Source organism: Lentibacillus kimchii, assembly GCF_042666895.1.
GTDB classification, from domain to species: Bacteria; Bacillota; Bacilli; order Bacillales; family Amphibacillaceae; genus Lentibacillus; species Lentibacillus kimchii.
Genome location: NZ_JBHTGR010000005.1, coordinates 96,384 through 122,850, shown reverse-complemented (window position 1 = coordinate 122,850; position 26,467 = coordinate 96,384). Strand labels below are relative to the sequence as shown.

At 44.9% G+C, this 26,467-nt stretch carries 22 protein-coding genes; 15 read left to right on the top strand and 7 right to left on the bottom strand.

The features are described 5' to 3' along the window. Positions 1 to 136: 136 nt before the first annotated feature. Positions 137 to 580 (bottom strand): ferritin-like domain-containing protein, encoded by a 444-nt coding sequence (locus tag ACFQU8_RS03380; RefSeq protein ID WP_382357760.1) that lies wholly within the window; start codon positions 578 to 580, stop codon positions 137 to 139. Between the two features lie 208 nt (positions 581 to 788). Between ACFQU8_RS03380 and ACFQU8_RS03375 the strand changes: the two genes are divergently transcribed. Then, positions 789 to 1,286 carry a thioredoxin family protein gene (locus ACFQU8_RS03375; RefSeq protein ID WP_382357759.1) on the top strand — a complete coding sequence of 166 codons (498 nt, stop codon included), beginning with the start codon at positions 789 to 791 and terminating at the stop codon, positions 1,284 to 1,286. A 42-nt stretch (positions 1,287 to 1,328) separates the two neighbouring features. On the opposite strand, the gene ACFQU8_RS03370 is transcribed toward ACFQU8_RS03375, so the two are convergent. After that, complete coding sequence (locus tag ACFQU8_RS03370) at positions 1,329 to 1,832, bottom strand: antibiotic biosynthesis monooxygenase family protein (protein WP_382357758.1); 504 nt, start codon at positions 1,830 to 1,832, stop codon at positions 1,329 to 1,331. 147 nt (positions 1,833 to 1,979) lie between these two features. Here ACFQU8_RS03370 and ACFQU8_RS03365 point away from each other — a divergent pair, with 147 nt between their 5' ends. From ACFQU8_RS03365 to hemY, 4 genes are all read left to right on the top strand, one after another. Then, the gene (locus tag ACFQU8_RS03365) at positions 1,980 to 4,115 is read left to right on the top strand and encodes a transglycosylase domain-containing protein (protein ID WP_382357757.1); all 2,136 of its coding nucleotides are present in this window, start codon (positions 1,980 to 1,982) and stop codon (positions 4,113 to 4,115) included. A gap of 117 nt (positions 4,116 to 4,232) precedes the next feature. After that, a complete protein-coding gene (hemE, locus tag ACFQU8_RS03360) occupies positions 4,233 to 5,273 on the top strand; it encodes a uroporphyrinogen decarboxylase (protein WP_382357756.1) in 1,041 nt (346 codons plus the stop codon). Positions 5,274 to 5,290: 17 nt separating this feature from the next. Next, a complete protein-coding gene (gene hemH, locus ACFQU8_RS03355) occupies positions 5,291 to 6,232 on the top strand; it encodes a ferrochelatase (protein ID WP_382357755.1) in 942 nt (313 codons plus the stop codon). After that, complete coding sequence (gene hemY / locus ACFQU8_RS03350; protein ID WP_382357754.1) at positions 6,225 to 7,640, top strand: protoporphyrinogen oxidase; 1,416 nt, start codon at positions 6,225 to 6,227, stop codon at positions 7,638 to 7,640. The genes hemH and hemY overlap by 8 nt, the downstream gene beginning before the upstream one ends. Positions 7,641 to 7,829: 189 nt before the next feature. On the opposite strand, the gene pepF is transcribed toward hemY, so the two are convergent. Next, the gene (pepF, locus tag ACFQU8_RS03345) at positions 7,830 to 9,641 is read right to left on the bottom strand and encodes an oligoendopeptidase F (protein ID WP_382357753.1); all 1,812 of its coding nucleotides are present in this window, start codon (positions 9,639 to 9,641) and stop codon (positions 7,830 to 7,832) included. Positions 9,642 to 9,971: 330 nt separating this feature from the next. Continuing rightward, positions 9,972 to 10,100, bottom strand: a complete 129-nt coding sequence (yhfH, locus tag ACFQU8_RS03340) for a protein YhfH (RefSeq protein ID WP_382357752.1) — start codon at positions 10,098 to 10,100, stop codon at positions 9,972 to 9,974. 101 nt (positions 10,101 to 10,201) lie between these two features. Here yhfH and ACFQU8_RS03335 point away from each other — a divergent pair, with 101 nt between their 5' ends. The 3 genes from ACFQU8_RS03335 (at position 10,202) to ACFQU8_RS03325 (ending at position 12,745) form a co-directional block, all read left to right on the top strand. Beyond that, the gene (locus tag ACFQU8_RS03335; protein ID WP_382357919.1) at positions 10,202 to 10,933 is read left to right on the top strand and encodes an MBL fold metallo-hydrolase; all 732 of its coding nucleotides are present in this window, start codon (positions 10,202 to 10,204) and stop codon (positions 10,931 to 10,933) included. A gap of 73 nt (positions 10,934 to 11,006) precedes the next feature. Beyond that, the gene (locus tag ACFQU8_RS03330) at positions 11,007 to 12,002 is read left to right on the top strand and encodes a lipoate--protein ligase (RefSeq protein WP_382357751.1); all 996 of its coding nucleotides are present in this window, start codon (positions 11,007 to 11,009) and stop codon (positions 12,000 to 12,002) included. A gap of 224 nt (positions 12,003 to 12,226) precedes the next feature. After that, positions 12,227 to 12,745, top strand: a complete 519-nt coding sequence (locus tag ACFQU8_RS03325) for a competence protein ComK (protein WP_382357750.1) — start codon at positions 12,227 to 12,229, stop codon at positions 12,743 to 12,745. Here ACFQU8_RS03325 and ACFQU8_RS03320 read toward each other — a convergent pair. Then, entirely contained in the window at positions 12,693 to 13,082 is a 390-nt protein-coding gene (locus ACFQU8_RS03320; protein ID WP_382357749.1) for a hypothetical protein, read from the bottom strand. The genes ACFQU8_RS03325 and ACFQU8_RS03320 overlap by 53 nt on opposite strands. Positions 13,083 to 13,310: 228 nt before the next feature. On the opposite strand from ACFQU8_RS03320, the gene ACFQU8_RS03315 reads away from it, so the two are divergent. The 6 genes from ACFQU8_RS03315 to ACFQU8_RS03290 all read left to right on the top strand — a co-directional run bounded on the left by ACFQU8_RS03315 (position 13,311) and on the right by ACFQU8_RS03290 (position 24,216). After that, positions 13,311 to 13,958, top strand: coding sequence for a TVP38/TMEM64 family protein (locus ACFQU8_RS03315; RefSeq protein WP_382357748.1), 648 nt, complete (start codon positions 13,311 to 13,313; stop codon positions 13,956 to 13,958). Between the two features lie 62 nt (positions 13,959 to 14,020). Then, complete coding sequence (lepB, locus tag ACFQU8_RS03310; RefSeq protein ID WP_382357747.1) at positions 14,021 to 14,569, top strand: signal peptidase I; 549 nt, start codon at positions 14,021 to 14,023, stop codon at positions 14,567 to 14,569. Between the two features lie 160 nt (positions 14,570 to 14,729). After that, positions 14,730 to 18,227 carry a helicase-exonuclease AddAB subunit AddB gene (addB, locus tag ACFQU8_RS03305; RefSeq protein WP_382357746.1) on the top strand — a complete coding sequence of 1,166 codons (3,498 nt, stop codon included), beginning with the start codon at positions 14,730 to 14,732 and terminating at the stop codon, positions 18,225 to 18,227. Positions 18,228 to 18,284: 57 nt separating this feature from the next. Then, complete coding sequence (addA, locus tag ACFQU8_RS03300) at positions 18,285 to 22,025, top strand: helicase-exonuclease AddAB subunit AddA (RefSeq protein WP_382357745.1); 3,741 nt, start codon at positions 18,285 to 18,287, stop codon at positions 22,023 to 22,025. Between the two features lie 255 nt (positions 22,026 to 22,280). Continuing rightward, positions 22,281 to 22,646: a YisL family protein gene (locus ACFQU8_RS03295; protein ID WP_382357744.1), complete on the top strand. Its 366-nt coding sequence runs from the start codon at positions 22,281 to 22,283 to the stop codon at positions 22,644 to 22,646. 70 nt (positions 22,647 to 22,716) lie between these two features. After that, on the top strand, positions 22,717 to 24,216 hold the full coding sequence (locus ACFQU8_RS03290; RefSeq protein WP_382357743.1) for an alpha-amylase family glycosyl hydrolase: 1,500 nt from the start codon (positions 22,717 to 22,719) through the stop codon (positions 24,214 to 24,216). 35 nt (positions 24,217 to 24,251) lie between these two features. On the opposite strand, the gene yppF is transcribed toward ACFQU8_RS03290, so the two are convergent. Together yppF and ACFQU8_RS03280 are read right to left on the bottom strand one after the other, a co-directional pair. Next, the gene (gene yppF / locus ACFQU8_RS03285; protein ID WP_382357742.1) at positions 24,252 to 24,437 is read right to left on the bottom strand and encodes a YppF family protein; all 186 of its coding nucleotides are present in this window, start codon (positions 24,435 to 24,437) and stop codon (positions 24,252 to 24,254) included. A gap of 178 nt (positions 24,438 to 24,615) precedes the next feature. After that, entirely contained in the window at positions 24,616 to 25,476 is an 861-nt protein-coding gene (locus ACFQU8_RS03280) for a DegV family protein (protein ID WP_382357741.1), read from the bottom strand. A gap of 121 nt (positions 25,477 to 25,597) precedes the next feature. Between ACFQU8_RS03280 and ACFQU8_RS03275 the strand changes: the two genes are divergently transcribed. Further along, entirely contained in the window at positions 25,598 to 26,440 is an 843-nt protein-coding gene (locus ACFQU8_RS03275) for a YitT family protein (protein WP_382357740.1), read from the top strand. Positions 26,441 to 26,467: the final 27 nt, after the last annotated feature.

Here is a 26,467-nt window from a genome sequence, read left to right as displayed (position 1 = left end):
TGTACTTCTTTTATCATAACATGCGTTGTAAAAAGGTATGGCCGGAATTTGCTGGCATAAAAATCCCCCTCAGGGCATTCAGATGCTGATTTGCAGATCTGTCTGTCCTAAGGGGGGTGCCCACAATAGCTTATTGTTACTTGTTTAAGACGCCTTCCGGATCAGCTAGAAGGTTTTCGACTTCTTCCTTATGCTTCGTTTCGTCAGCAATGACATCTTCCAGTTTTACAACGAGTGCTGTTTCGCCTAATTTCTCTGCCAGCTGTTTGCGTTCTTCATAGCGTTTGATCGTATCTGTCTCCGATTGCAATGTTGCCTCAAGCAGATCTTTGACTTCCGTTGGCTGTGATAGTTCAGCGGCTTTCGTTGTTGGAGTCCCGCCTAGAGCGCTAATTTTTTCGGACAGATATAACGCATGACCCATTTCGTCATTAATTTCATCTTCAAAGAAGGGTTTTAACGCTGCCCGATGCACTCCTGTTACAACAGCTGCACTGTACGTATATTGAATCGCTGCTGCATATTCGTGAGCCAGGTCGTCATTCAAACCATCAATCAGATTTTTGTAGTCTTTATTCATTATCCATCACAACCTTTCAATTATAGTCTGTCTTCACAAGTACTATTCCCGTCTGTGTTTTTTTGAAACATAAAATTGTTAAAAATACCTGCTGCAGAGGAGACGTCATTTTTGCTTTTGCTTTCTGGTCACTGTATAATACGCAGTGACTGGGCAATGTAAGCTGTTTGTACGAATACGATCAAGCATCAAGGGGAGATTTAACGCTATGCAAAAGAAAATACTGATCATCCTTGGCGTCATTATTGTGCTGGTTGCAGCTCTTTATTTTGCAACTAATTATAAGAGTGAACAGGCAGCGGTAGATAAAGACAACCCATATGGCAAAGATAATTTAGATCAGGCAACAATCGATCAATTGGATAACCCGAACTATCAGAATCAAATGGTGCCAAAAGAACTTGATGAGAAACTGTCAGATGGTGACGATATGGTCGTTTATTTTTATGATCCGACATGTCCGCATTGTCAGAAACTGACACCAAGACTGGTGCCGATTGCTCAGGACATGGGTGTTGATATGAAGAAATTGAATCTGCTGGAATTCAGGGATGGCTGGGACACGTATGACATCGATAGTACGCCGACGCTTGTTTACTATGAAGATGGTGAGGAAGTCGACAGGATTAACGGTCCTCAGCCGGATGATATGTACCGGCAGTTCTTTAAGGAATATGTTGTTAACGATACCGGTGAAACGGATTAACAAGCAGGCCAGAGATGATTAAGCCTGCTTGTTTCCACCGGCTTATTCGTTTTCCTCAATCATATGATAGCTGGTTAGAAAAGGTCTTTCCAGAAAATAGGCCGGCGGTTTGACGTCACTGCCTTCCTTGTGCGCCTGCTTAAACTGATCTGAGTTTTTCCAGTTGTTAAAGTCTGCTTCTGATGCCCATTGCGTCATAACAATATATGTATTGCCTTTTTTGGGACGCAATAACCGAAAACACTGAAAACCAGGTTCTGACTCAACCATTTGCTGCCGCTGTTTGAACTTGTCTTCAAATAGAGCTTTGCCATCATCAGAAACCGGGATGTTGTTCATCACCACGAAACCACTTTTGTTTAAATCACCGCTTGCCGTTACGGCTTCATATGACCGGCCGGCGGCAAAGACGTTCTTCTTGAAATTGCCTTCGCAGTAAACAAGCGTGTTGGCATTATCATGCATAAAGAAGAAGTCAATTGATGGTTGTTCAGCCGGAAGCTTCTGCAGAAAGTCATATGTTCCATTTGTCATATACGCGTTCATGATTAGTCTCCTTTCGTTAACTTTCCTTTCAGTTTAACATACCCGTTAAGCGACGTTATTAATCTGTTTAGAATAATGACTAACTAATATTATCTTTCGTCAATAAAAAGATTGTCGTATACTGTTTTTGAGGTGAATTTCCTAACAATGAAAAAGCTGAAATGGCTGCTGCTTTCATTCACATTCCTGCTTATATTAGGCGGCGCCGGGTTTCTTATCATATACTTCGGAGGGACTTTCCTTGTCGATGAGGATGCGCTGACGCTTGATGCCACAACGACAATTAAAACTTCAGACGGTGAGCTCATAGGTAAGCTGTATGATGAAAACCGGGAGCCTGTGACATTGGATGACATTCCGCAGAACGTTCAGAATGCGTTTATAGCGATTGAGGACAGGCGTTTTTATGATCATGGAGCTATTGATTTCAAAGCGACCGTCCGGGCCGTTGTGCGTGATATCATAGCCATGGACAAAGTGGAGGGAGGCAGTACCATAACCCAGCAGTTGGCGAGAAACCTGTTCCTTTCGAATGATAAAACGTGGATGCGCAAGATAAAAGAATTAATGACAGCTATTTATTTGGAACGCCATTTGTCAAAAGAGAAGATTCTTCAGTTGTATTTGAATAAAGTTTACTTTGGGAGCGGTGTGTATGGTATTGAAGCAGCAGCCTGGAAGTATTACGATAAGTCCGCTGATGAGCTGTCCCTTGCGGAAGGGGCGCAATTGGCCGGGTTGGTAAAAGCCCCTAATGGCTATTCGCCAATTCGGCATCCTCATAAAGCAAAAAAACGCCGTAATGTTGTATTGCAGGCTATGGAAGAGACGGGAGCTATCTCAGAGAACAAGCTTGATAAAACACAGGCAAAGGGTACGGAACTGGCTATTCAGAATTATGAGCCCAAGCCATGGACGGCAAGTTTTATCGACCTTGTACTGCAAAAGGCTAACGAACGGTATGATCTATCCAGGGATGAATTACGGCGCGGTGGTTATCAGATTGTGACAACCCTTGATCCGGACATTCAGCAAATTGTCTATAATAAATTTCAAAATGACGATTATTTTGCAGGCAATACCGGCGGAGCTGAAGGGGCTTTTGTTATGCTGGAACGCGATACAGGACACATAACGGCTGCTGTCGGCGGCCGCGACTATAAGCTTGGCGGCTTGAATCGAGTGACTGTGAAACGTCAGCCAGGATCGGCCATGAAGCCACTTGCTGTTTATGGACCAGCCATGATGGAAGAAACCTATCAGCCCTATAGCTTAATTCCTGATCGGAAAGGTGATATTGACGGGTATACCGTAACGAACTACGATGATCAGTATGCTGGTTATGTATCGCTATATGATGCTCTGGTGGAATCCAAAAATGTTCCAACCGTCTGGCTCTTAAATGATATCGGCATCCCGTATGCCAAGGATTACTTGGACAAACTCGGTATGCCGATTAAGGATAAGGGACTGGCTATTGGCTTAGGCGGATTATCCAAAGGAGTGACACCACTGCAGGTGGCCTCTGGCTATCGTGCATTTGCTAATGATGGTGCTACAGGCGATTCGGTAGCTATTGAGAAAATGAAGGACCGCGAAGGAACTGTCCTGCAGGCAGCGGAAACACATGATGAAAATGTCTTCAGCCCGCAAGTGGCCTGGGATATAACGTCTATTTTATCCACTGTTGTGACAGACGGTACCGGAAGTGCGGGGCGTTATCCTAAAGCACTTGCAGGCAAAACGGGTACAACACAGCATCCGCATGTGAATGGAGCTGATAAGGATGCCTGGTTTGCCGGATTCACACCCGAATATGTGAGTGCAGCATGGATGGGTTATGACACGTCCGATGCGGAGCACTATTTAACGGCGGGAAGTGAGATGCCCACGAAATTAACAAAGGCGATATTGTCACAAATCGATAAGCGGGATACGCTGGCCGGCTCGTTTGAAAAACCAGCGAATGTCTCAGCGCTGCCGGAACCAATCGAGCTTCCTGACGACATAACGCTGCATGGGAAGTATACATTTGGCGGTTTTTCACTGTTTGATGCTAAATTAGAGTGGACAGAGCCGCGTGATGACCGGATTATTTACCGTATTTATGAGGAAAAGGACGAGCAGGTTGATAAACAGGTTGCTGAAGTCAAAGGTGATCATGAATACGAAATTGATAACATCAAGCTGTTCGGCTCCTCGCGTTATTATGTTGTCCCCTATGACCCATTGACAAAAACAGAGGGACAAAAGTCGAATACAGTCGAGCTGTCGATGCAGTGATATAGAAGGGCTTATTAGACAAATTCATGACAATGCCTGATAATTCCTATACATCGGCATGAAGAATCGCTATAGTAAAACCTATACATGTTTATTACCGTGAAAAGGGTGGTGTCTGTGATAAAAGATTTTAATGATACGCTTTTACAAGCTTATCGAGGTGAATCAACCACTTACACGCCTGCCTGGTTTATGCGGCAGGCGGGCCGATCGCAGAAGGAATACCGTGAGTTAAAAGAAAAATATTCATTGTTTGAGATTACACATCAGCCGGAATTATGTGCCTATGTGACACGTTTGCCAGTGGAACACTATGGTGTGGATGCCGCGATTTTATATAAAGATATTATGTCGCCGCTTGTGCCATTGGGTGTTGATGTGGAAATTAAAAAGGGTGTTGGACCGGTGATCGGCAATCCAATCACCAGTTTTCAGGACGTCGAACAATTGGGCACGTTACAGCCGGAACGTGACGTGTCCTATGTGCTGGATACGATCCGCCTGTTAACTGAAGAACAGCTGAATGTACCGTTGATCGGCTTCAGCGGTGCACCATTCACCTTGGCAAGTTATATGATTGAAGGCGGCCCGTCTAAAAATTACAGCCAGACAAAGGCGCTCATGTACAGTCAGCCGGATGTCTGGTTTGCCTTAATGGATAAACTGGCAGTCATGACGATTGATTATGTGAAGGCACAAATTGCTGCCGGTGCTCGTGCTGTGCAAATTTTTGATTCATGGGTCGGAGCCTTGAATGTGGAAGACTATCGCTATTATATTAAGCCAGCTATGTCGCGTATCTTTTCAGCTTTGCAGACAGAAAATGTGCCGCTGATTATCTTCGGCGTAGGCGCACGGCATCTGTTACTGGAATGGAATGACTTGCCAGTAGATGTGATTGGGCTTGATTGGCGCACGTCGATTTCTGAAGCGCGTCAGATGGGAATCACCAAAGTGCTGCAGGGAAATCTGGATCCAACGGTTCTGCTTGCTGACTGGAAGACGATTGAAACAAAAACAAAAGCAATCCTGGATGAGAGCATGCACGACGGACGGCATATCTTTAATCTGGGCCACGGCGTAACCCCGGATATTAAGCCGGCTACTTTGCAAAAATTAACGAATCTGATCCATACGTATTCAAACAAAGCAATTTAAATTAAGAGGTGTTACATATGGAAAAAAAGAAAACAATTGGTTTGCTTGTGATGGCTTATGGAACGCCATACAAGGAAGAAGACATTGAACCATATTACACGGATATCCGGAAAGGCAAGAAGCCCTCTGAAGAAGCCTTGCAGGATTTGAAAGACCGTTACAAGGCGATTGGGGGTATTTCACCTCTGGCAAAAATTACGGAAGAGCAGACAAGTGCATTGGAAGCCAAGGTTAATGCTGAACAGGATGAGGTAACCTTTAAAGCTTATATTGGTTTGAAGCATATCAATCCATTTATTGAAGATGCTGTAGAACAAATGGCGGAAGATGGGATCGATGAAGCAGTTTCCATCGTTTTGGCTCCCCATTATTCAACGTTCAGTGTTAAATCGTATAATCAGCGCGCTGCTGATAAAGCCGCCGAACACGGCATAGCGATTGAATCAGTCGAAAGCTGGTATAATGAGCCAGGATTTATTAAATATTGGGCTGATCAGATTAAGGACGTTTACAGTGATATGCCGGAAGAAGAGCGGGAAAATGCTGCACTTGTTATATCAGCCCATAGTCTGCCGGAAAAAATACTGCAGAATGGCGATCCGTATCCCGACCAGCTGAAAGAAACAGCACGGCTGATTTCAGAAGAGACTGACATTCAACATTATGCTATCGGCTGGCAGAGTGAAGGAAACACGCCTGATCCATGGCTCGGACCGGATGTGCAGGATCTGACACGTGATCTGTATAAACAAGAAGGCTACCGCTCGTTTGTGTATGCGCCGGTTGGGTTCATCGCTGACCATCTGGAAGTTTTATATGATAACGACTATGAGTGCAAGCAGGTCTGTGATGAATTGGGCGCCACCTATCATCGCCCGGACATGCCTAATACACACCCACAGTTTATTGCAACACTTGCGGATGTCGTCATGAAAAAAAGCGTGACTGGCTATGAGTGAAACCAAAAAGATTCTAATTGCCGGCGGCGGCATTACGGGGCTAACAGCTGCCTACTACTTGCAAAAAGACATTCAGGAAAAAGGATTGCCCTATGAGGTAAAACTTGTTGAGGCAAGCAGCCGGATCGGGGGCAAAATTAAAACGACCCGCCGCAACGGATTCATTATCGAGCAAGGCCCCGATTCTATGCTGTCACGCAAACAGCCTGGTGTAAAATTGACAGGTGAGCTGGGAATGCGCGACCAAGTCGTTCACAACGGTACGGGTCAGTCTTACATTCTTGTCAAAAATAAGCTGCACAAAATGCCTGGAGGTGCCCATATGGGGGTGCCTGTAAGGATTCGTCCATTTCTTTTTTCCAGTATATTGCCGCTATCGGGAAAACTGCGGGCCGGTATGGATCTTGTCATTCCCAAAGGCAAAACAGGCGACCAGTCTCTGGGGGCTTTTTTACGCCGGCGTTTTGGCAATAAGTTAGTAGAAAATACGATCGAGCCGCTTTTGTCAGGTATTTATTCCAGTAATATTGATGACATGAGCATTCAGGCAACATTTCCGGAATTTTATCAGCTGGAACAGAATCACCGCAGTTTGATAAATGGCCTGAAAAAAACAAGACCGGAAAAGGCGAAACCGCCCCAAAAAACGAACAGCCAAAATCAGGGCGCATTTTTCTCATTTGCTAATGGACTGGAAACACTGGTTGAGCGTCTTGGTGACGTTTTGGGAGACACCATTTCACGGGAAATTGGCGTTGATCATGTCGAAAAGAAGGAACGGGGCTATCATGTTCTGTTGAGCAATGGCGAGGTCTATCAGGCTGATGCTCTCATTATGGCAACGCCTCATCAGACGTTGCCTAAGATCTTCAGCCAGTTCAGCTTGTTTGAACCATTGCGGGCTATGCCAGTGACATCGGTTGCCAATGTGGCGATGGCCTTTGATAAATCGGCCATTAAAAAAGATATTGATGGAACTGGATTTGTCGTGTCGCGGAACAGTGATTTCCGGATTACGGCATGCACCTGGACACATAAAAAATGGCCTGGTGCGGCTCCTGATGGTAAAGCACTCGTGCGGTGTTATGTCGGCAGACCAGATGATGCCTCAATCGTGAATAAATCGGATGAGGAAATTAAGGCTATCGTACTGCGGGACTTAAACAAAACGATGGACATCACAGCTGAGCCTGAATTCAGTGTCGTCAGCCGCTGGAAGTCTATTATGCCGCAATATACTGTCGGTCATACCGATCGGATTGCTGGTGTCCGCCGGGCTGTGCGCAGAGAACTTCCGGGCGTCACTTTAGCAGGCAGTTCTTACGATGGTGTTGGTGTTCCTGATTGTATCGATCAGGGTGAGAAAGCCGCTAATGAAGTATTGGCTCATTTGAATGATCACGACTGAATACTGCCGTACAGCGGTGTTTTGACTTCCGGCGTTTTCACCATGCCTGATGGACCCCAAGAATAATAAAAAGCTGGGACAAGATTAGTGGAGCCGCCCGCGGAAAGACGATGTCTATTTCCGCGGGCGGTTTAGTCAGGCAAGCGTTGGTTTTGGCTGTTCGCACTTTTGTCCCAGCTTCTTTAATAATCAGTCATACGTTTTTTCCAGTTCATCTATAAGCTGGCCGACATAGGCAACAGCTTCTTTGATGGCATCTGGATTGGTCATATCAACGCCGGCTTTTTGTGCCAATTCGGACGGTGTCCTGGTTCCGCCATCTTTCAGGACAGATAGCCAGCGATCGACAGCCGGCTGTCCTTCATGGCGGATCTGACCGGCCATTGCCGTGGAAATGGTCAAACCGGCTGAATAAGTATACGGATACAATCCCATATAATAATGTGGCTGGCGCATCCAGGTAAGGCCGGCGTCATCATCAATAACAGCAGCATCGCCCCAGAAGTTTTCGAGTGTTTCTTTTTTCTGTTTACACAGGACGTCAGCGGTCAGTGGAGTGCCTGTTTCCGCCAGGTCATAAACACGGCGCTGGAACTCACCTTCGAGCAAGTGGGTCACAAAGTTATGATAATACGTGCTTAAAAGCGAACTGATAACCCAGCGTTTCCTGCGCTTATCGTCCGTTTGGGCCAACAGATTATCAGCCAGCAGCAATTCATTCAATGTCGAAGGTGCTTCGATAAAATAGGTAGACGGGCGGGTGTTGACAAGGGACTGATTGCTACCGGCAAGATAAAAATGACCAGCATGTCCCAGTTCGTGTGCCAGCATAAATGCACCGCGTATCGAATTGGTCCACGTGATGAGAACATAGGGATGAACACCGTATGGCGATGAGCAGAATGCCCCTGTCTTCTTGCCGATATTATCTGCCCGATCAATCCAGCGCTCAGTGATGCCCTTGTTTATAATCGCACTGTATTCCGGTCCCATAATCTGAAGGGCCTCCGAAATCATATCGGTTGCTTCCTGATAACTCGTTTCGGGGTTAAATTCCGGATCGAGCGGTGCCTTCAGATCGCAAAAACGCATGTCACTCAGACCAAGTTTTTCTTGTTTCAGTTTAGCAAACCGGCGCATGTGCGGTGCCAGTTCCTGCTGAATGATGTCAAGCTGGTTGTGATACATCTCCCGGCTGACCTGCTGCGGCTGCAAAAGCATATCAGTGACGGAATCATACCCTCTTAAACGCGCGGTGGTAACTTGTTTGGTCACTTCAGTAGCGTAAACTGCTGCCTGCGTGTTCTTGTACTGGTTTAGAGTGCTGACAAATGAGTCATAGGCTTGACGACGCACATGTGTATCAGATGACATTTCATAGCTGTCTTCGAAAAGTGCGGCAGACATCGGCATCTTATTGCCATCGCGGTCCTTAATTGGCTCAAATGTCATGTCAGCTGTTTTATTTCGTTCATAGATCTTTTGCGGCGCACTATGGACATCGGCAAGCGCGGCGAGTGTTTTCTCCGTATCTGGGGATAAAGTGAACGGTTTTTTTGCCAGAATATCCTGCACCATTTTACGATAGACTGCCAGATCCGGCTCTTCATTTATGAATTGTGTTAGGGTCGCTTCGGATAGCATTAAGAGTTCATTTTCTACAAATGCCAGCTTAGCACCTATGTCAGCCAGCACGGCGGAAACTTTTGCTGCGTCAGCCTGATTGTCTGGATCGGAACCGTCGGCGCTTGATTTTAAATTGGCATAAGTGGCTGCACGAATCAGCCGCTTTTGAAAATTTTCTTCAGCCTGCAGTCCCTTGAGCAAGGTTTTGGCATTGGCAGTCAGCTGCCCCTGGAATTGTATGACCTCACTCACATCCGTTTGAATAGCGTTTAGTTCCTGCTCCCATTCCTTATGGGTGGTGAACAAATCAGTTAAGTCCCAAGTCTCCTCTTTTGGTACTTCGGCACGTGATAAACGTTTTGCTTCCCTGCTCATGATCATGCTCCCCTCCATGTAATTTGTTTCTCCAGTAAATTATAAAATAAATAAGGTATAAATAACATCATTTTCCGATATTTTAAAAATTATTTTTAGAATCTTTTTTGGATCAACGTTCGCTTTTTTTCTGCGGGGTCTTCTTCCCGCAGGAGTCTTCGTGTTTTCCTCCGCTAGCTGGTCTTGTGCCATATTGATTCATTAATATAAACCTTAGATTTTGGTGGAGAGCCTCTTTTTTACCGGCTCGATTTAAGACAAAAAAATACAGCTGTTGCATAGCTGTATCAATGGAAAGGAAGGCTATTGTGCAGTACAATGATGTTAGACTTATCTGGCCGGACTATCACAATTGTCACACAGGTTGCCGTAGCAATCGGCTTTCTCAGATATTATTTGACCGCAGTTATGGCACTTTTTGTGCGGCAGGTTCCGGAAAAACTCAACAACGTTCATCATGTGTTAACAACCCCTTTTGAATAGTAGTTACATTGTATTATAACAGTATGAAACAAGTCAACCCTGTGTTACAACAAAATGGATTAATTGAGGTGATTTTTTTGAAATTAACAATTATTGGTTTATGGGGTGGTTATCCAGCTCCGGGTGGTGCCACTTCATCTTATCTACTGGAAGAGGACGGCTTCACACTGCTTCTTGATGCAGGGAGCGGTTCTTTATCGAGATTACAGACCAGAAAACAGCTTACGGATCTGGATGCTGTTATCCTGTCACATTACCACCATGATCATGTGGCAGATATTGGTGTCCTGCAGTATGCTCTGCTGTCACAGTCCTTTATCAGTTATGATGGTAATGTCTTACCGATTTATGGGCATCAGGAAGACGCGGATGGTTTCGCTTCACTGACGCACAAGTACACAGAAGGGATTGCTTATGACCCGAATGCGTCACTGGAAATTGGGCCATTTACGATCACTTTTTTAAAAACGGTTCATCCAGTTCCCTGTTATGGCATGCGAATCAGTAACGGAGATAAGGTCATTGTCTATACTGCCGATACGGCATTTCAAGAGGATTGGTATGATTTCGCAAAAGATGCCGATCTTTTGCTGACCGATTCTAACTTTTATGCCGAGCAAGATGGCTCTCAAGCAGGCCATATGACCAGTCGGGAGTGTGGCATAATTGCGCAGGAAGCCAGTGTTCAGGAACTTGTTCTTAGTCATTTACCGCAATATGGTGATCAGAACAATCTGGTCCGTGAGGCTGAGAATTATTTCTCCGGCAAAATTGAGCTGGCCAGGGAAGGATTGACTTGGGAGAAATAGATTTTTTGCTTGTCACGGCCATTTCATATATGATTGAATGAGATTAACTTTATAAGGAGAGGGAGGCAGAAACATGAAATTCATTGATAATCAGGGGATTACCGATCCAATGCTTAATTTGGCAATTGAAGAATATATCCTGCGTCATTTCGGGGAACAGGATACCTATCTGTTATTTTACATTAATCAGCCGTCGATTATTATCGGGCGGAATCAAAACAGTATAGAGGAAATTAATACGGATTATGTTGATGATAAAGGCATTAAGGTCGTCCGTCGTTTATCCGGTGGCGGAGCAGTCTATCACGACGAGCAAAATCTTAACTTCAGCTTTATCACAAAAGATGACGGTGAAAGTTTTCAGGATTTTGAGAAGTTCACACAGCCGATTATTGAAGCTTTGAATGAATTAGGGGTGCCGGCTGAGATGAAAGGGCGGAATGACTTGGCTGTGGAAGGCAGGAAAATTTCCGGGAATGCGATGTTCTCAACCAAAGGACGTATGTTTAGTCATGGGACATTGATGCTTGATTCGGAAATTGAAAATGTTGTTTCCGCCTTGAATGTCAATAAGGAAAAAATTGAGTCAAAAGGGATCAAGTCGATTCGAAGCCATGTCGCTAACATATCTGAGTACCTTGATGAAAAACTATCAATCGATACGTTTAAAGATATGATTCTGAAACACATTTTTGCTGTGGACGATGTGCAGGATGTGCCGCGCTATGACTTAACAGAAGCGGATTGGGAAGCTATTCATAAAATTTCTGAAGAACGTTACCAAAAATGGGAATGGAATTATGGCAGATCACCTCATTTTAATGTGCAGGCCTCTCATAAGTTTGCTGCCGGCCTTGTGGACGTGCGGCTGGATGTACGAAATGGCATGATCGAAAATTGCACGATTTATGGTGACTTTTTCGGCTTAGGTGACGTTAGTGAGCTTGAAAATGCCCTGACAGGTATCCCTCATAAACGCCAAACAATTGAAGATGCACTGTCTGACATTGATGTGTCTTATTACCTTGGCAAAATTCCTGAAGATGAATTTATTCGAATGCTCTATTAATGAGACAAGCTTTGTTAATCGCTCAGTCACGTAACGATCCGGCTGCCTTAAAATGACTTCTGTGTGTCGCACAGGAGTCATTTTGAGTTTTTCTAATAAAATTTTGCTCATATTCACTGAAAAATTAAGAAAAAAAGCAATCTTCTATTGCCTTTTAATGAATAAATTGGTAGATTATAGACAGCCTCTTTCTTTTCATTTAATTATGAAAGGATGAAAAACAGATGAATCATTCATATTCACCTTCTTATGAAGTAACACCTCTCACTATGGCCATCATTAGAGAGCAGAGTGAAGATGGCAGTGCCCGTTCGTGTATTTTAGAAGAACAGGATGAATTTGCTGCTTACCATACTCCGAGTAAAATCATCGATAATGCCTGCAAGTTTTTTGGATCGAGTTTGAGAGGCAGACAGGACGGTACACGCAATATTTCCAACATCACACATAAAGCTCCAATTGCGGTTGACCCGGCCAGTGGTATGTACTTTTTCCCAACAGCTTCTCCAACAAGTGCCAAATGTTCCTGGATTGCTCATTCGCATATTAATCATGTGAACCAGGGGCCTGGAAAACAGACGAAAATTGTTTTTAAAAACCAGAAAACGCTTCTATTGGATGTATCGCTGGGTTCTATACTTAATCAGGTACAGCGGACAGCACAATACCGGTACGTACTGGATAATCGCATTAAGTATCTGCAGCAGCATAATGCTGATATGGTGGCTGAGCCTTTTCCATGAGTTCTTCAATAATAGCTTGCACCTTTTTTCGGATAGCTGGATTAAAGTAATTGTGTTTTTCTTCGCTTCCCCGGCAAAGAAATAAATAAGATGAAAACGAATCATTTTTAGCCAATGTTACGACGTCAATGTTTTTATCCCGCATCCTTCTGCGCAGCTCCCTTCGCTCATCGGTAGCTTCGGCAGTCATTTTCTCCAAAAGATTGAGATAAGGTTCCTTAATCTTAAACGTGCCTTTTTGGATATGCTGTTTATCCTGCTGAATGACAACCATAGCCATAGAAAGAAACAGGAAACGTGAAGCCAGCTGCAGTTCTTCATCAGACAGGTATCGCATGTAATCCCTCCGGTACGAACATTTGTTCCAAAACTATTATATGATAAATTTCACAAAAAATATACATTAAAACCATTATTTAAGGTAAAATGAAAAGAAAGAGGCAATATATTTCCCAGTGATGTTAGTGAAATAGTTGGAACTGTTTGAGGGACGGTGGCGTTACAGCAAGACACGTTTACCGGCCAGGTGGCAAACGTCTTCTGAGCATAAGGGGCAATGAACACAATGTATTGGTTAAATATAAGTATGGCGGATTGGCAAAACTTATTCGAACAGGAAAAAATTCAGCAATTACTGCAGTCGTACGAAAATCTTGGACCGCTGCCAGGCATTTTACTGCCATTTATCGAATCGTTTCTTCCATTTTTGCCGTTAGTTGTCTTTGTGATAGCCAATGGTGCTGCATATGGTTTATGGAAAGGGTTTATATTATCCTGGATCGGAGCCTGTGCTGGAGCAGTTATTGTGTTCTGGGTTATTCGTAAACTTGGGGACAAGTCTTTATTCAAGGCTTTACGCCGAAACAAGCAGGTGCGGAAAGTGATTGGATGGGTTGACCGGCATGGCTTTGGACCGCTTTTTCTATTAATGTGTTTTCCTTTTTCGCCGTCATCGGTCATTCATGTTGTTTCAGCCCTTTCAGGCATCAGTTTCCGGCAGTTTATGCTGGCAGTGCTCATGGGGAAGTCGATCATGATTTTCTCCATTGCTTTTGTCGGTTCGAGTATTTTTGAATTTGCCAAAAACCCGGTCCGTACAGTTGTTGTGGGTGGCTGCATAGGGCTATTCTGGATTCTTGGCAAGTATATTGAACGGCGTCTTCAGCGGAAATCCCTGCTGTATGATCAGGAGAGTCAGGAGGTTAAAAGATAGACAAGCTGGTTATGCTGGTAACAGTTATATAAACTGAAGCCATACCCAGGAGGAAAGCAAGAATGAAAACAGCCTATCGTCGCACGTTTATCTCGGTTGTCCTAATGGCAATCATTCTGGCGATTATGTTTCGCTCCTGTTTATATACCAGCTATGTCGTGAACGGTGAATCAATGGAGCCTACTTTGTATGACGGGAACCTGATGATGGTTAACAAAGTTGTCTATCAGCTGACAGATGTTAACCGTTTCGATGTTATTGTGTTTCATGCTGACAAGCAGGATGATTATGTCAAACGCGTGATTGGTCTGCCTGGCGATGAAATTGTTTATCAGAATGACCACTTGTATATCAATGGTGACATGGCTGAAGAGGCTTTTTTGCAGCCTTTGCAGAAAGCGAATGCCAGACAATTGTATACACAGGATTTTACATTAAAAAATGTGACGGGAACTAAAAAAGTCCCGGAAGGCAAGCTGTTTGTGATGGGAGACAATCGCCCCTATAGCTTGGACAGCCGTAAAATTGGGTTCATTGATGCTGACGAGCTGGTTGGAAAAGTTGATATCACCTACTGGCCATTCTCTGATATGAAGCTGAGTTTTGGTTAATCCTGTCTTAGATGTGTCTTAAGCCTTTTTCTCTGTTAAAATGAGAAAAAGGTTTTAGTTTAATGTTTCGTATGAGAGTATCGGCAGAATGGTTGCTTTGATATTGTTCAATAGAGGTTATGAATGTTTCATTCGTATATTTAAAGGCAGGGGGGATATGATGGGAATTCAATTTTTACTGGGACGGGCTGGTACAGGCAAACGTGAGAAAATTTTAACTGATATTCGGCGGCAGCTGACCGAACAGCCACAGGGTCCGCCGATTTTTTACATCGTCCCGGAACAAATGACGTTCCAGCAGGAATATGCTTTATTTCAGGATGAAACCGTGAAAGGCAGTATCCGTGCTCAGGTTATGAGTTTTTCCAGACTGGCATGGCGCGTTCTTCAGGAAACCGGTGGAGCGACGAGACAATTTATTAGTTCAGTCGGCACGCAAATGATGCTCCGTAAAATCATTGCGGAAAAGGAAAGCGACTGGCATGTTTTTCAGAAAGCCTTGGAAAAGCAGGGGTTTCTGGAACAGCTTGAGAAGATGATGACGGAATTTAAACGTTACCGGATCACGCCGGGCACGCTGCGTGGGCAAATTGACGAGATGGATCAATTCTTCCATAAGAATCCAGGCGAGGCAGCGCTGTCAGGAAAGTTAGATGATCTGGCCTATATTTATGATCATTTAATCAAGGCTTTGCATGAGCATTATATTGACAGCGAAGACCAGCTAAAGTTATTGGCTGATAATATGGAGGATGCATCGTTACTGGAGAATGCGATTATTTATTTGGATGGTTTTCACCGTTTTTCCCCGCAGGAAATGCAGGTTGTGGAAAAATTGATGCAGACATGCCGCTCGGTGACGGTTGCCTTGACTATGGATGAACCGGGCGCGACAAATCCTTCAGAGCTTGATTTATTTTATCAGACGAAGGATACCTACCATAAACTGCGAGCGGTTGCTGCCGAAGACGGTGTTCCAATTGATGATCCTGTTATCATGAAACCGGAAAATGGCCGGTTGTCCGAACGGCCGTATTTCGCTCATTTGGAGCAGTATTTCGATGACCGGCCTGCTCCAGCTTATGAAGGAGAGGTGCCCATTCAGATTGCTGAGGCTGTTCATCCGCGTGCTGAAGTGGAAGGTGCTGCCCAGGAAATCCTTCAGCTTGTGCGGGAAGACAAGTATCGTTTCCGTGATATAGCGGTTTTCATTCGTCAGCCTGAGGTGTATCAGGATTTAATTTCGACGATTTTTCATGATTATGGTATTCCCGTTTTTATAGATGAAAAACGCAGTATGCTGAATCATCCGCTGATCGAATTGATTCGGTCCGCTATGGATACTGTTGAAAGCAATTGGCGCTATGATGCTGTTTTTCGTGTGCTGAAAACTGGGTTTATTCCAGCAACTGATAAACGTTACCCGCTGGATGCTGATGCGATTGATGAACTGGAAAATTATGTGCTTGAGTATGGCATTCGCTCACGTACACAGTGGCTTGGTGATAATGAGTGGGCCTTCCAGCGTTTTCGCGGATTTGAGCAATTAGCGCAGACGGATGCGGAAAAAGAGACTGAACGCCGAATTAATGCTTTTCGCAAACAGGTCGCCGCAGCATTAGGGACATTTGACCAGGATTTTCGCCAGGCTGCTACTGTCCGTGAACGCTGTGAAGTCATCTACCGGCTCCTGGAACAGCTTGATGCACCCGGGAAATTAGAAGACATGCGGGAAACATATGATGCGGAAGGACAATTGGAAAAAGCACGTGAACAGGAACAAGTCTGGAATGCGGTGATTCAGCTGCTGGACGAAATGGTCGAAATGGCCGGAAATGAAACAATGACAGAGCAATCTTTTCACGCCGCTATTGATGCCGGCTTTGAGACACTTACTTTTGCACACGTCCCGCCGAGCATTGATCATGTCATTGCTGGCACGGTCGACAGGTCCCGTATCAGCGGTACAAAATGCTCGTTGCTGCTCGGTGTGAACGATGGTACATGGCCGATGAAACCAGCAGAAGAGGGTATGATTAATGAACAGGAGCGGGATCTGTTATCAGAACATGGACTGGAGCTTGCGGAAAACAGCAAACGCCAGCTGTTGGATGACTGGTTTTATATGTACGTAGCTTTTACATCAGCACGTGATTATTTATGGGTCAGTTACCCGCTGAGTGATGCGGAAGGCAAGGCTAAGATGCCTTCACAGCTGATTAAACGTCTGGAGGATCTGTTCCCGGCTTGCTGTGATCATCTTCTGCTGCAGGATCCGGATGAGCTTATGGATGCTGAGCGTTTCATAACGACACCGGTGAAGACACGGGCAGCTTTAACGGCCCAGCTTGCTCGCGGACGGCGAGGCTATCCCGTTAAACAAGTCTGGTGGCACGTCTTAAACTGGTATATTCAGAACCATCCTAAATACAGCACAACCTATACCGTCTTACAAAGCCTGTATTATGAGAACCAGCCGGCTAATTTAAATCAGCAGACAATCAGCCAGCTCTATCCCAAACAGGTGAAAGCGAGTGTATCACGGCTGGAATCCTACTACCGTTGTTCGTATCAGCATTTTGCCAAATACAGTCTGCAGCTGCAGGAGCGACAGATATATAAGCTTGATGCGCCTGATATTGGTCAGCTGTTCCATGAAGCGCTGAAAAAAATTACCGAATGGATTCAAGCAGAGGGTAAAGACTTTTCCAAATTGACACGTCAGGACAGTGCCGGTTATGCCAGCCAGGCTGTAGAAACGCTTGCCCCGGTTCTGCAGCATCAGATCTTACACAGTTCCAATCGCTATCAATATATTCAGCAAAAATTGCAGGATGTTATTACGCGCGCGACTTATGTGTTAAGTGAGCAGGCCAGGCAGAGTGACTTTGTTCCGGTGGGACTGGAACTTGGATTCGGGGATGACGAGACGCTTCAGCCGGTTTCACTTGATTTGTCCAATGGTTTTGAGCTGAAGCTGCGCGGCCGTATTGACCGCGTTGATAAGGCTGAAGATGGCGATGGTTTGTTTTTACGGATTATTGATTATAAATCGAGTGAAAAAGGTCTGGATCTTGTCGAAGTGTATTACGGCTTGGCCTTGCAGATGCTCGCATACCTGGATGTTATTCTGTCTCAGTCAGAACAATGGCTTGGAGCTGAAGCAACCCCGGCTGGTGTGCTGTATTTTCATGTGCACAATCCTATGATTTCAGCCAGTATGAATATGCCGGATGACTTACTTGAGAAGGAACTACTCAAGCAATATAAGATGAAAGGACTCATGCTGTCGGATGAGGCGATTGTCAAATCGATGGATACGTCACTTAATTCTGGCCGCAGCGAGGTGATTCCAGCTGGTGTGAAAAAGAACGGAGAGTTTTTCAGTAATTCCAGTGTTGCTAGTCTGGAAACGTTTCACAGTCTGCAGGATCATGTCCATCATTTAATGCGGCAGGCAGGGCTTGATATCACATCAGGCGGTGTTCATTTGAATCCGTTCCAGTATAAACAGCAGACAGCATGCACGTATTGTCCGTTCCGCTCAGTCTGCCAATTTGATCCCACGCTTGAAGATAACAACTACCGTAAACTGACAGATATGAAAGATGAAGATATTTTAGCTAATCTCCGTCAGTCGACTTTCGCGGACACATGATCATGCCTTATCAGTTCGATTGACGTTTCACACTAAAAGGGAGGAGCAGGAGTAATCATGGTCAAATGGACTACGGAACAAGAACAAGCCATTTATACAGATGGCCGGGATGTCCTGGTGGCTGCTGCTGCCGGATCGGGGAAAACAGCCGTCCTGGTGGAGCGGATCATTCAAAAAATCGTTCGTGCTGACGATCCGGTAGATATTGATTCGCTGCTTGTGGTGACATTCACCAATGCAGCAGCCCAGGAAATGCGCAATCGGGTTGGTTCGGCACTCGAGAATAAGCTGGCTGAGAATCCCGCCTCTAATCATTTAAAAAAACAGCTCTCATTGCTGCAGCGTGCTCCTATTTCGACATTGCATTCATTTTGTCTCGATATCGTCAGGCGATACGCTTATTTGCTTGATATGGATCCTGCTTTCCGGATTGCTGACGACATGGAAACCGATTTGATTAAGCAGGACGTTATCGATGACTTGTTTGAGGAGTGGTACGGAAAAGAAGGCAGCGAACAACAGACTTTCTTTGACGTGGTTGATCGTTTTTCCGGTGACCGGAGTGATACCGATGTAGAAAATCTGGTGCTTCAGCTGTATACGTTTGCCATGCAGAATCCCGACCCGGATCTATGGCTTGATTCCCTTGCTGATGTTTATGAGATTCCAGATGACTGGCAGGAAAAAGATTTAAACTGGCTTCCGATTATGAAACAGGAAGTGCGTAATGAATTTGCTGCTATACGGGAAGAAATGAATAAGGCGATGGATCTGACACGCGAAAAAGACGGTCCTTACCATTATGCGGATACGATTGAGTCAGAATTGCTGCAGCTGCAGGAAGCAGAAGCTCTGGCTGATTCGTGGCAGGATCTGCAGCCGTTTATGACGGCCAGTTCGTTTCAGAAACTGTCTGGAAAAAAAGTCGATTGTGATGAAGATAAAAAAGCACGGGCTAAAAACCTGCGCGACAGCTATAAAGAACGCTGGAATAAGATGAAAGAAAACTGGTTCAGCCGCAATCTGGAGGGCCATGCTGCTGACATGCAGGAATTAGCACCGGTTATTAGACAGCTGACGACGCTGGTGAAGGCGTTTGAAGTAAAGTACACAAAGCGTAAGCGTGAACAGGCGCTTGTTGACTTTCCGGACCTTGAACATTATTGTCTGCAGTTGTTAAGAGAGGACAGCGCTGACGAGCAAGCGGTGAAGCCGTCTAATATTGCTCTTAATCTGAAGGCGCAGTTTACAGAACTGCTGATCGATGAATACCAGGATACGAATCTGGTTCAGGAAACGATTCTATCATTAATCAGCGATCAGGAAGGGGCCGGCAATCGATTTATGGTCGGTGACGTTAAGCAAAGTATTTACCGTTTTCGGCATGCTGAACCTGCTCTATTCATTGATAAATATAAACGATTTGCGAGTGAATCCCTGTCAGCCAAACGCATTGACCTTGCGAGCAATTTCCGGAGCCGGGAACTGATTCTCTCAGGAACGAATTATATTTTCCGGCAGCTTTTGGACGAGAATGTGGGTGAGATCAATTATGATGCCGAGGCAGAACTGGTCTATGCTAACGCGATGTATGATGAGCTGCCGCTTCGGGACCCGGAGCCGGAACTTGTCATCATTGACCGGGAAGCGCCGGCGGATAACGATTCAAATGCGGATGATGACGAAGAGTATCAGGATCTGACAAATGCTCAGCTTGAGGCGCGTGCCTATGCTGATAGGATAAAAGACTGGATTGGCCAGACAAACGGATCTCCGCTGCAAATTCATGATAAAACGACGGATGCACAGCGCGAAATGCAGTATCGGGATATCGTGATTCTGCTTCGTTCCATGACGTGGGCACCGACGATTATGGATGAGCTGCAAAAACAGGGGATCCCCGTATATGCCGAACTCTCGTCTGGTTATTTCGAAGCCATGGAAGTCCAGATCATGCTGAATTTGCTCAAAGTGATTGACAATCCAAGACAGGATATTCCGCTGGCGTCTGTCCTGAAATCGCCGATTGTCGGCTTGGATGAGGATGTTTTAGCCCAAATCAGGCTGGCTGATCGTCGCGGGACCTATTACGATGCTCTGAAAGCGTACCGGCAGCAAAATACGGGAGATGCCGTTTCCCAAGTGGCCGACTTTTTAGATCATCTCGAGCGGTATCGCCGTATGTCACGTCAAGGGGCTTTATCAGAGTTGATTTGGCAGATTTACCGTGAAACCGGCTATTATGATTTTGTGGGCGGCATGCCCGGTGGCCGGCAGCGTCAGGCAAACTTGAGAGCATTGTATGATCGCGCACGGGGGTATGAAACAACGTCCTTTCGTGGATTATTCCGGTTCTTGCGTTTTATCGAGCGGATGGAAGAGCGCGGGGATGATCTTGGTGCTGCGAGAGCCTTGAGCGAGCAGGAGGATGTTGTCCGGATTATGACGATCCACCGCAGTAAGGGACTGGAATTTCCGGCTGTTATACTGGGTGCGATGAACAAAGAATTCAATATGCGGGACTTGAATGCGCCTTATTTATTGCATAAAGATCTCGGGTTTGCCAGTAAATATATTGACCCGGTTAAACGGATTACTTACCCAACTTTGTTTCATCATGCTATAAGACAGAAAAAACGGCGTGAGCTGCTGGCAGAGGAAATGCGGATTTTATATGTGGCCTTAACCAGAGCAAAAGAAAAATTGCTGATGGTGGGTAACGTTAAATCGTTTGCGAAAAGCCAGGAAAGCTGGGAAGAAATCGCAGATCAGCCGGACTGGCTGCTGCCAGCACATGACCGTCTGGCGTCCAAGACCTATCTTGACTGGATTGGCCCTGCTCTGATCAGGCACCAAACAAACGGCGTTTTGCGTACGACTGGTGTCTCTGAACAGGTGCTGGAGGCCATTAGGATGGATCCATCTGACTGGTATGTGTCTGTTGTGCATGCCAGCACCTATACAGAGACGGCTGCTGATAGCAATGAGACTGCTGGCGATCTGAAAGAAAAAATCGTAAATTGGGAAAAACTTGATCTTGAAGATAATGCTTACCAGCAGGCAGTTCATAACCGGTTATCTTATACTTATCCGTATGACCAGGCTGCTCGTTCTCGTGCTAAACAGACCGTAACAGAAATTAAGCGGCAGCGGGAGACAGCAGATGAATACAGCGGTGATCAGATTGTCCGCCCATTTCAGCCTCCGATTGTTAAACGGCCGGCTTTCATGCAAGAACAGCAGACAATCACAGCAGCTGAGCGCGGCACAGCCATGCACACGGTTATGCAGCACATTCCGCTGCGGAGTCCGCTGAGCCCAAACGAGATTGCTGAATTTGTAGAGTCGCTGGCTGCTCGTGAAATACTGACGCGACAGGAAGCAGATGCAATTGATTTGGAAGCTGTTGCTGCCTTTTATCAGACGGATATCGGACATATGATCATGAACGCCGCGTATATTTACCGTGAAGTACCATTCAGCTTAGCCTTGCCGGCAGAAGAAATTTATGCCGACTGGACAGGCGATACTGGTGAGCATGTGCTGGTCCAGGGTGTTATTGATTGCGCCGTTCCGACAGAAGACGGCTGGGTGATTATTGACTATAAAACTGATGCTATCGATGAGGCTGTAACAGAAGAGCTGGAGCAAACATTGGCAGAGCGCTATGAAACTCAGATGACGCTGTATCGCCGAGCACTCGAGGACATTTGGCAACAGCCTGTAACAGCTGCCTACCTTTATTTCTTTAATATGAAGAGGCGACTGGAGATCCGTAAGACAGAGATCTTTCTGTAGGTTGCAAGGGGCTGGGACAAAAGTGCGAACCACTTGCATGACTGAACCGCTCCGGAAATAGACGTCGCTGAACCGAGCCATTGTTCGAAGCTCGAGTTAGTCGCTTTCGTTATGTCCCAGTCCCTGCAAATCCGTATTTTGTTCAATCAGCTAATTTTTAATGAATTTAGTCCCAGGACATGTTATGATAGATTTGATTTATGACAGCAATCCATTGATACATAAACATATTTGGAAAAAAGGGGGAACGATGACATGAATACACATTTGCATATAACCTCATGGGTTCTGGCTTTTATTTTGTTTGCCGTTGTTCTGATTTTGAATAAAAGCGGCAAGACCAAAGGTGCGACCATTGTGCAAATGATCTTGCGTCTGGATTATTTGCTGATTCTGTTTTCCGGCGGTCAATTGCTTTTCGCCTATTTTGGCAACGCGATGATGGGTGAGGCAATATTTAAAGGACTGGCAGGTATCTGGGCAATTCTCGCTATGGAAATGATCAGTCTGAAATCAGGACGAGAGGAGCCGTTGAAAGGCTGGTGGATTCAGCTTATTATTGCTGTCCTTCTCACACTGATTTTAGGTTTTGGCAGATTGCCTTTCGGATTTTTGCCATAAAGACGCAAGCGGCTTCCCGTTATATGGGAAGTCTTTTTCATACTGACCATGAAAAAGGCGGGGACAAAATATGAAACAATTACTTGGCATGCTGCTTGCTGTCGTTTTTATTTCAGGTTTGATTCACCCTGTTTCAGCTGCAGCAGACAAAGAAGATGTGAAGGACGAGATTATGTATGATATCGTGGTTGATCGGTTTAATAACGGCGATTCGTCGCTGAAAGGCCAGGCTGAACTTAGTGATCCATATACATATCATGGCGGCGATTTGCAAGGGATTATTGCTAAACTTGATCAATTGAAGAAATACGGTTATACGACCCTTGTTTTATCGCCTGTTATGGCTAATGCGCCTAAGGGCTATCACGGTTATTGGATAGAAGATTTTTATAAAGTCGATGAACAATTCGGGACAATGGCAGATTTGCAGGAACTAGTTAAAGAGGCGCATGACCGTGATATGAAGATTGTGCTTGAGTTTGTCACAAATTATGCTGCTGATACGCATCCCATGACTGACGATCCGGCGAAACATGATTGGTACAGCGAAAGCCAAGGTGACACATCCTTCCAGTGGCAGGATCATACCGTTACACTGGATCAGACCAATTCGCATGTCCGGCAATTTTTAACCGATGTGGCAGATTATTGGATGGATGAGACTGATATCGACGGCTATCAATTTCATGCAGCAGACAAAGCTAATCAAAATTTTTTAGGCGACTTAACCGCTCATCTGCAGGAAAACTATCCAAATATTTATTTGCTCGGCGACCGATTGGATAAAACATCCGGTGACGGGGAACTGACAAAGAATACAGCTATTCAAATGACTGATAATCCGGCATTGATGCCAGTGATGTCGGACGTATTCGCAGCTGCCGGAAAACCGGTTACATCCATCTACGAAACATGGCAGAACAATGGCCGCCAAAAAGGCCTGAATTATTTGGATACGCCGTCCAGTGAACGATTTAGCGAAAAAGTAGTGAACAGTAAACGAAACGTGCTGACGGCTTGGAAATTGGCGTTAACGTATTTGTATACACTTCCAGGCACCCCTATGGTTTATCAGGGATCAGAAATTCCAATGCTTGGTGAAGGTTTTCCGGAAAATCAGAATTTGGTTGAATGGAATAGCGCTGATGAGGATCTGGAGAAATTTAATAACCGCATTGCTTCACTAAGGTCGGAGTTTCCTGCACTGCGTCATGGCGACTATGAAATGGTTGACTCAAACGGGGCTATGAGCTTGTTTAAACGATCGTTTGAAGGTGAGTCCCTTTATATTGCGATTAATAATGATAAGGAATCACAAATGATACCAGTCAGCAGCATTAATCAAGGCAAGCAATTAAACGGTCTGCTAGGTGATAACCTTGTCAGGGCAAATGACGACGGTGACTTTGAAATTGTGCTGCCGCGTGAAACGGCGGAAATTTATTCTGTTGAGACTAATACGGGCTTGAATTGGTGGTTTATTGCTCCGATTGTAGGTATCTTGTTCATTTTTATAGCAGGGCTCATTTACTTAAAACGAAAAGAAAAAAAGCGGGAAGCTGCTGACTAATGTACAGCTTTCCCGCTGAGGGTTAATTTAAGTGTTCAGGTATATTCATGAGCAGAAATAGCACCTTGACGATGCAAATAGTAATAAACTTTCCGGTAATGGCTGATGTCAATGACGCCAGTGATGTATTTTTGCTGATAAAAATCCAACAGATCATTAATAGATTCCGGTGGGCGGTTTCGCTCGGTCTCGAAAATGGTAATCAATTCAAAAATACTCACCTTAATCCTCCTCCAAAGGGGCTTTATTAAACACTATGTCAGCGATAGCCAGTTCATGACAGAAGGCTGGCGCCGATAATAGTCACAGGAGTCTGCTGCACTGAAGGAAAAAGGCAGCTGGAGGGGATATGGCTTAATTCATTTAAAAAGGATACCCGAACGGATATCCTTTTTGCGTTTAGTTATAATGATCATTCAAAAAGAAAATAGCAATGGTGCCAGGACCCGCATGCGCTCCGATTGTTGCTCCGACCATATCGATCAGAATGTCGGCCGGATTGAATTTTTCCCGGATAGAGGCGGCTATTTCCCTGGCTGTTTCCAGATCATCTGCATGACTGATACCGACTGTTTGACTGGAAAAATCAGTTCCGCGTTCTTCCATAATCGTGAGCATCCGATTAAAAAGCTTTTTTGACCCGCGTTGCTTTTCTAGTGGAACCAATAGGCCGTCTTCAACATGCAAGATGGGTTTAATTTTCAGAAATGAACCCACAAAAGCTGCTGTCTTGCTGACGCGGCCGCCGCGATATAAGTATTCCAGATCATCGACGGTGAAAATATGTTCCATGTGCTCGGCATGATAGGTTACTGCTTCAATGATACGATCAAAGTCTGATCCATTTTGAGCAAGCTGGGCGGCGCGCAGGACGACCAGCCCGCATCCAATTGAGGCACATTTTGTATCAATTACCTGCATTTTAGCGTTTGGATATGTTTCCTTGATTTCCTGTTCAACCATTTTGGCGGTCTGATATGTACCAGATAATTCAGATGAGAATGCAGGGTAAATAAATGGCTGATCGGCCTCTGCGTAAGATGTGAAAATCTGCCTGAATAAATGTGGCGACACTTGGGATGTTTTAGGTGTTTTGCCTTCCCGCATAGCATGATAGACTGTCGTTGGTTTAATTTCGACCCCATCCTGGTACTCCTGATCGTCAAGATGAACCGTTAATGGTATCATCTCAATATTATATCGGTTATAATAGTCTTCAGATAAATCACATGCTGAATCAGCGAGGATTTTAACTGTCATATGTTCACCTCCTTTAACTGGGTTTAACGTTGACTTTTAGTTTAAAACGATTGCGGCAAATAGTCAAAGAATAGTCAAAATTCATGATAAGGCACTGTTCTTGTCAGGGGGAGTGAGACTTTTGTTCTTAGTTGAAGCCAAACGAATGATCATTGTGATAGTGGGTGCTATCCTGAATGCATTGTCACTGAATTTTTTCCTAATTTCCGCTAACGTCTATGCGAGCGGTTTCACGGGTGCAGCACAACTGATCGCAAGTGTTTTCAACGACTTTTTAGACATCGGATTATCGACTGGTATTATTTTATTTATCTTAAACATTCCCGTGGCTATATTAGGCTGGATTAAAGTCGGGAGAGGCTTCACTATATACAGTGTTGCATCAGTGTTTGTAACATCGTTTTTCCTTGAGGTGCTGCCAGTTATCCAGTTTTCGGACGATATTATTTTAAATGCCGTTTTTGGCGGTATACTTGCAGGTGCGGGTGTTGGACTGACATTAAAACATGGTGCATCCACTGGTGGTATGGATATTGTTGCAATGGTAATGTCCCGGCTTAAGGACAAGCCGATCGGAAATTATTTCTTATTGCTTAACAGCGTAATCACACTTATGGCCGGCATTCTTTATGAAGCTGAGAATGCTTTGTATACCCTGCTGACAGTGTATGTGACAACCCGCGTTATTGATGCCATCCATACCCGTCATGAGAAAGTAACAGCTATGATTATTACCCATAAGGCCGATGAACTCCAGCAAGCCATTCATAATACAATGGTGCGCGGTATCACGATCTTGCCAGCCCAGGGTGCCTATACACGAGAAGATAAAAACATGATGTATCTCGTTGTGACTCGTTATGAACTTTATGATCTGGAACGTATCATCGGTGAGGTCGACCCGAACGCCTTTACCAACATTGTCCAGACAACGGGTATATTTGGTTTCTTTAGACGGGATTGAACAGTTGTATTAGTAGCTATACATAAA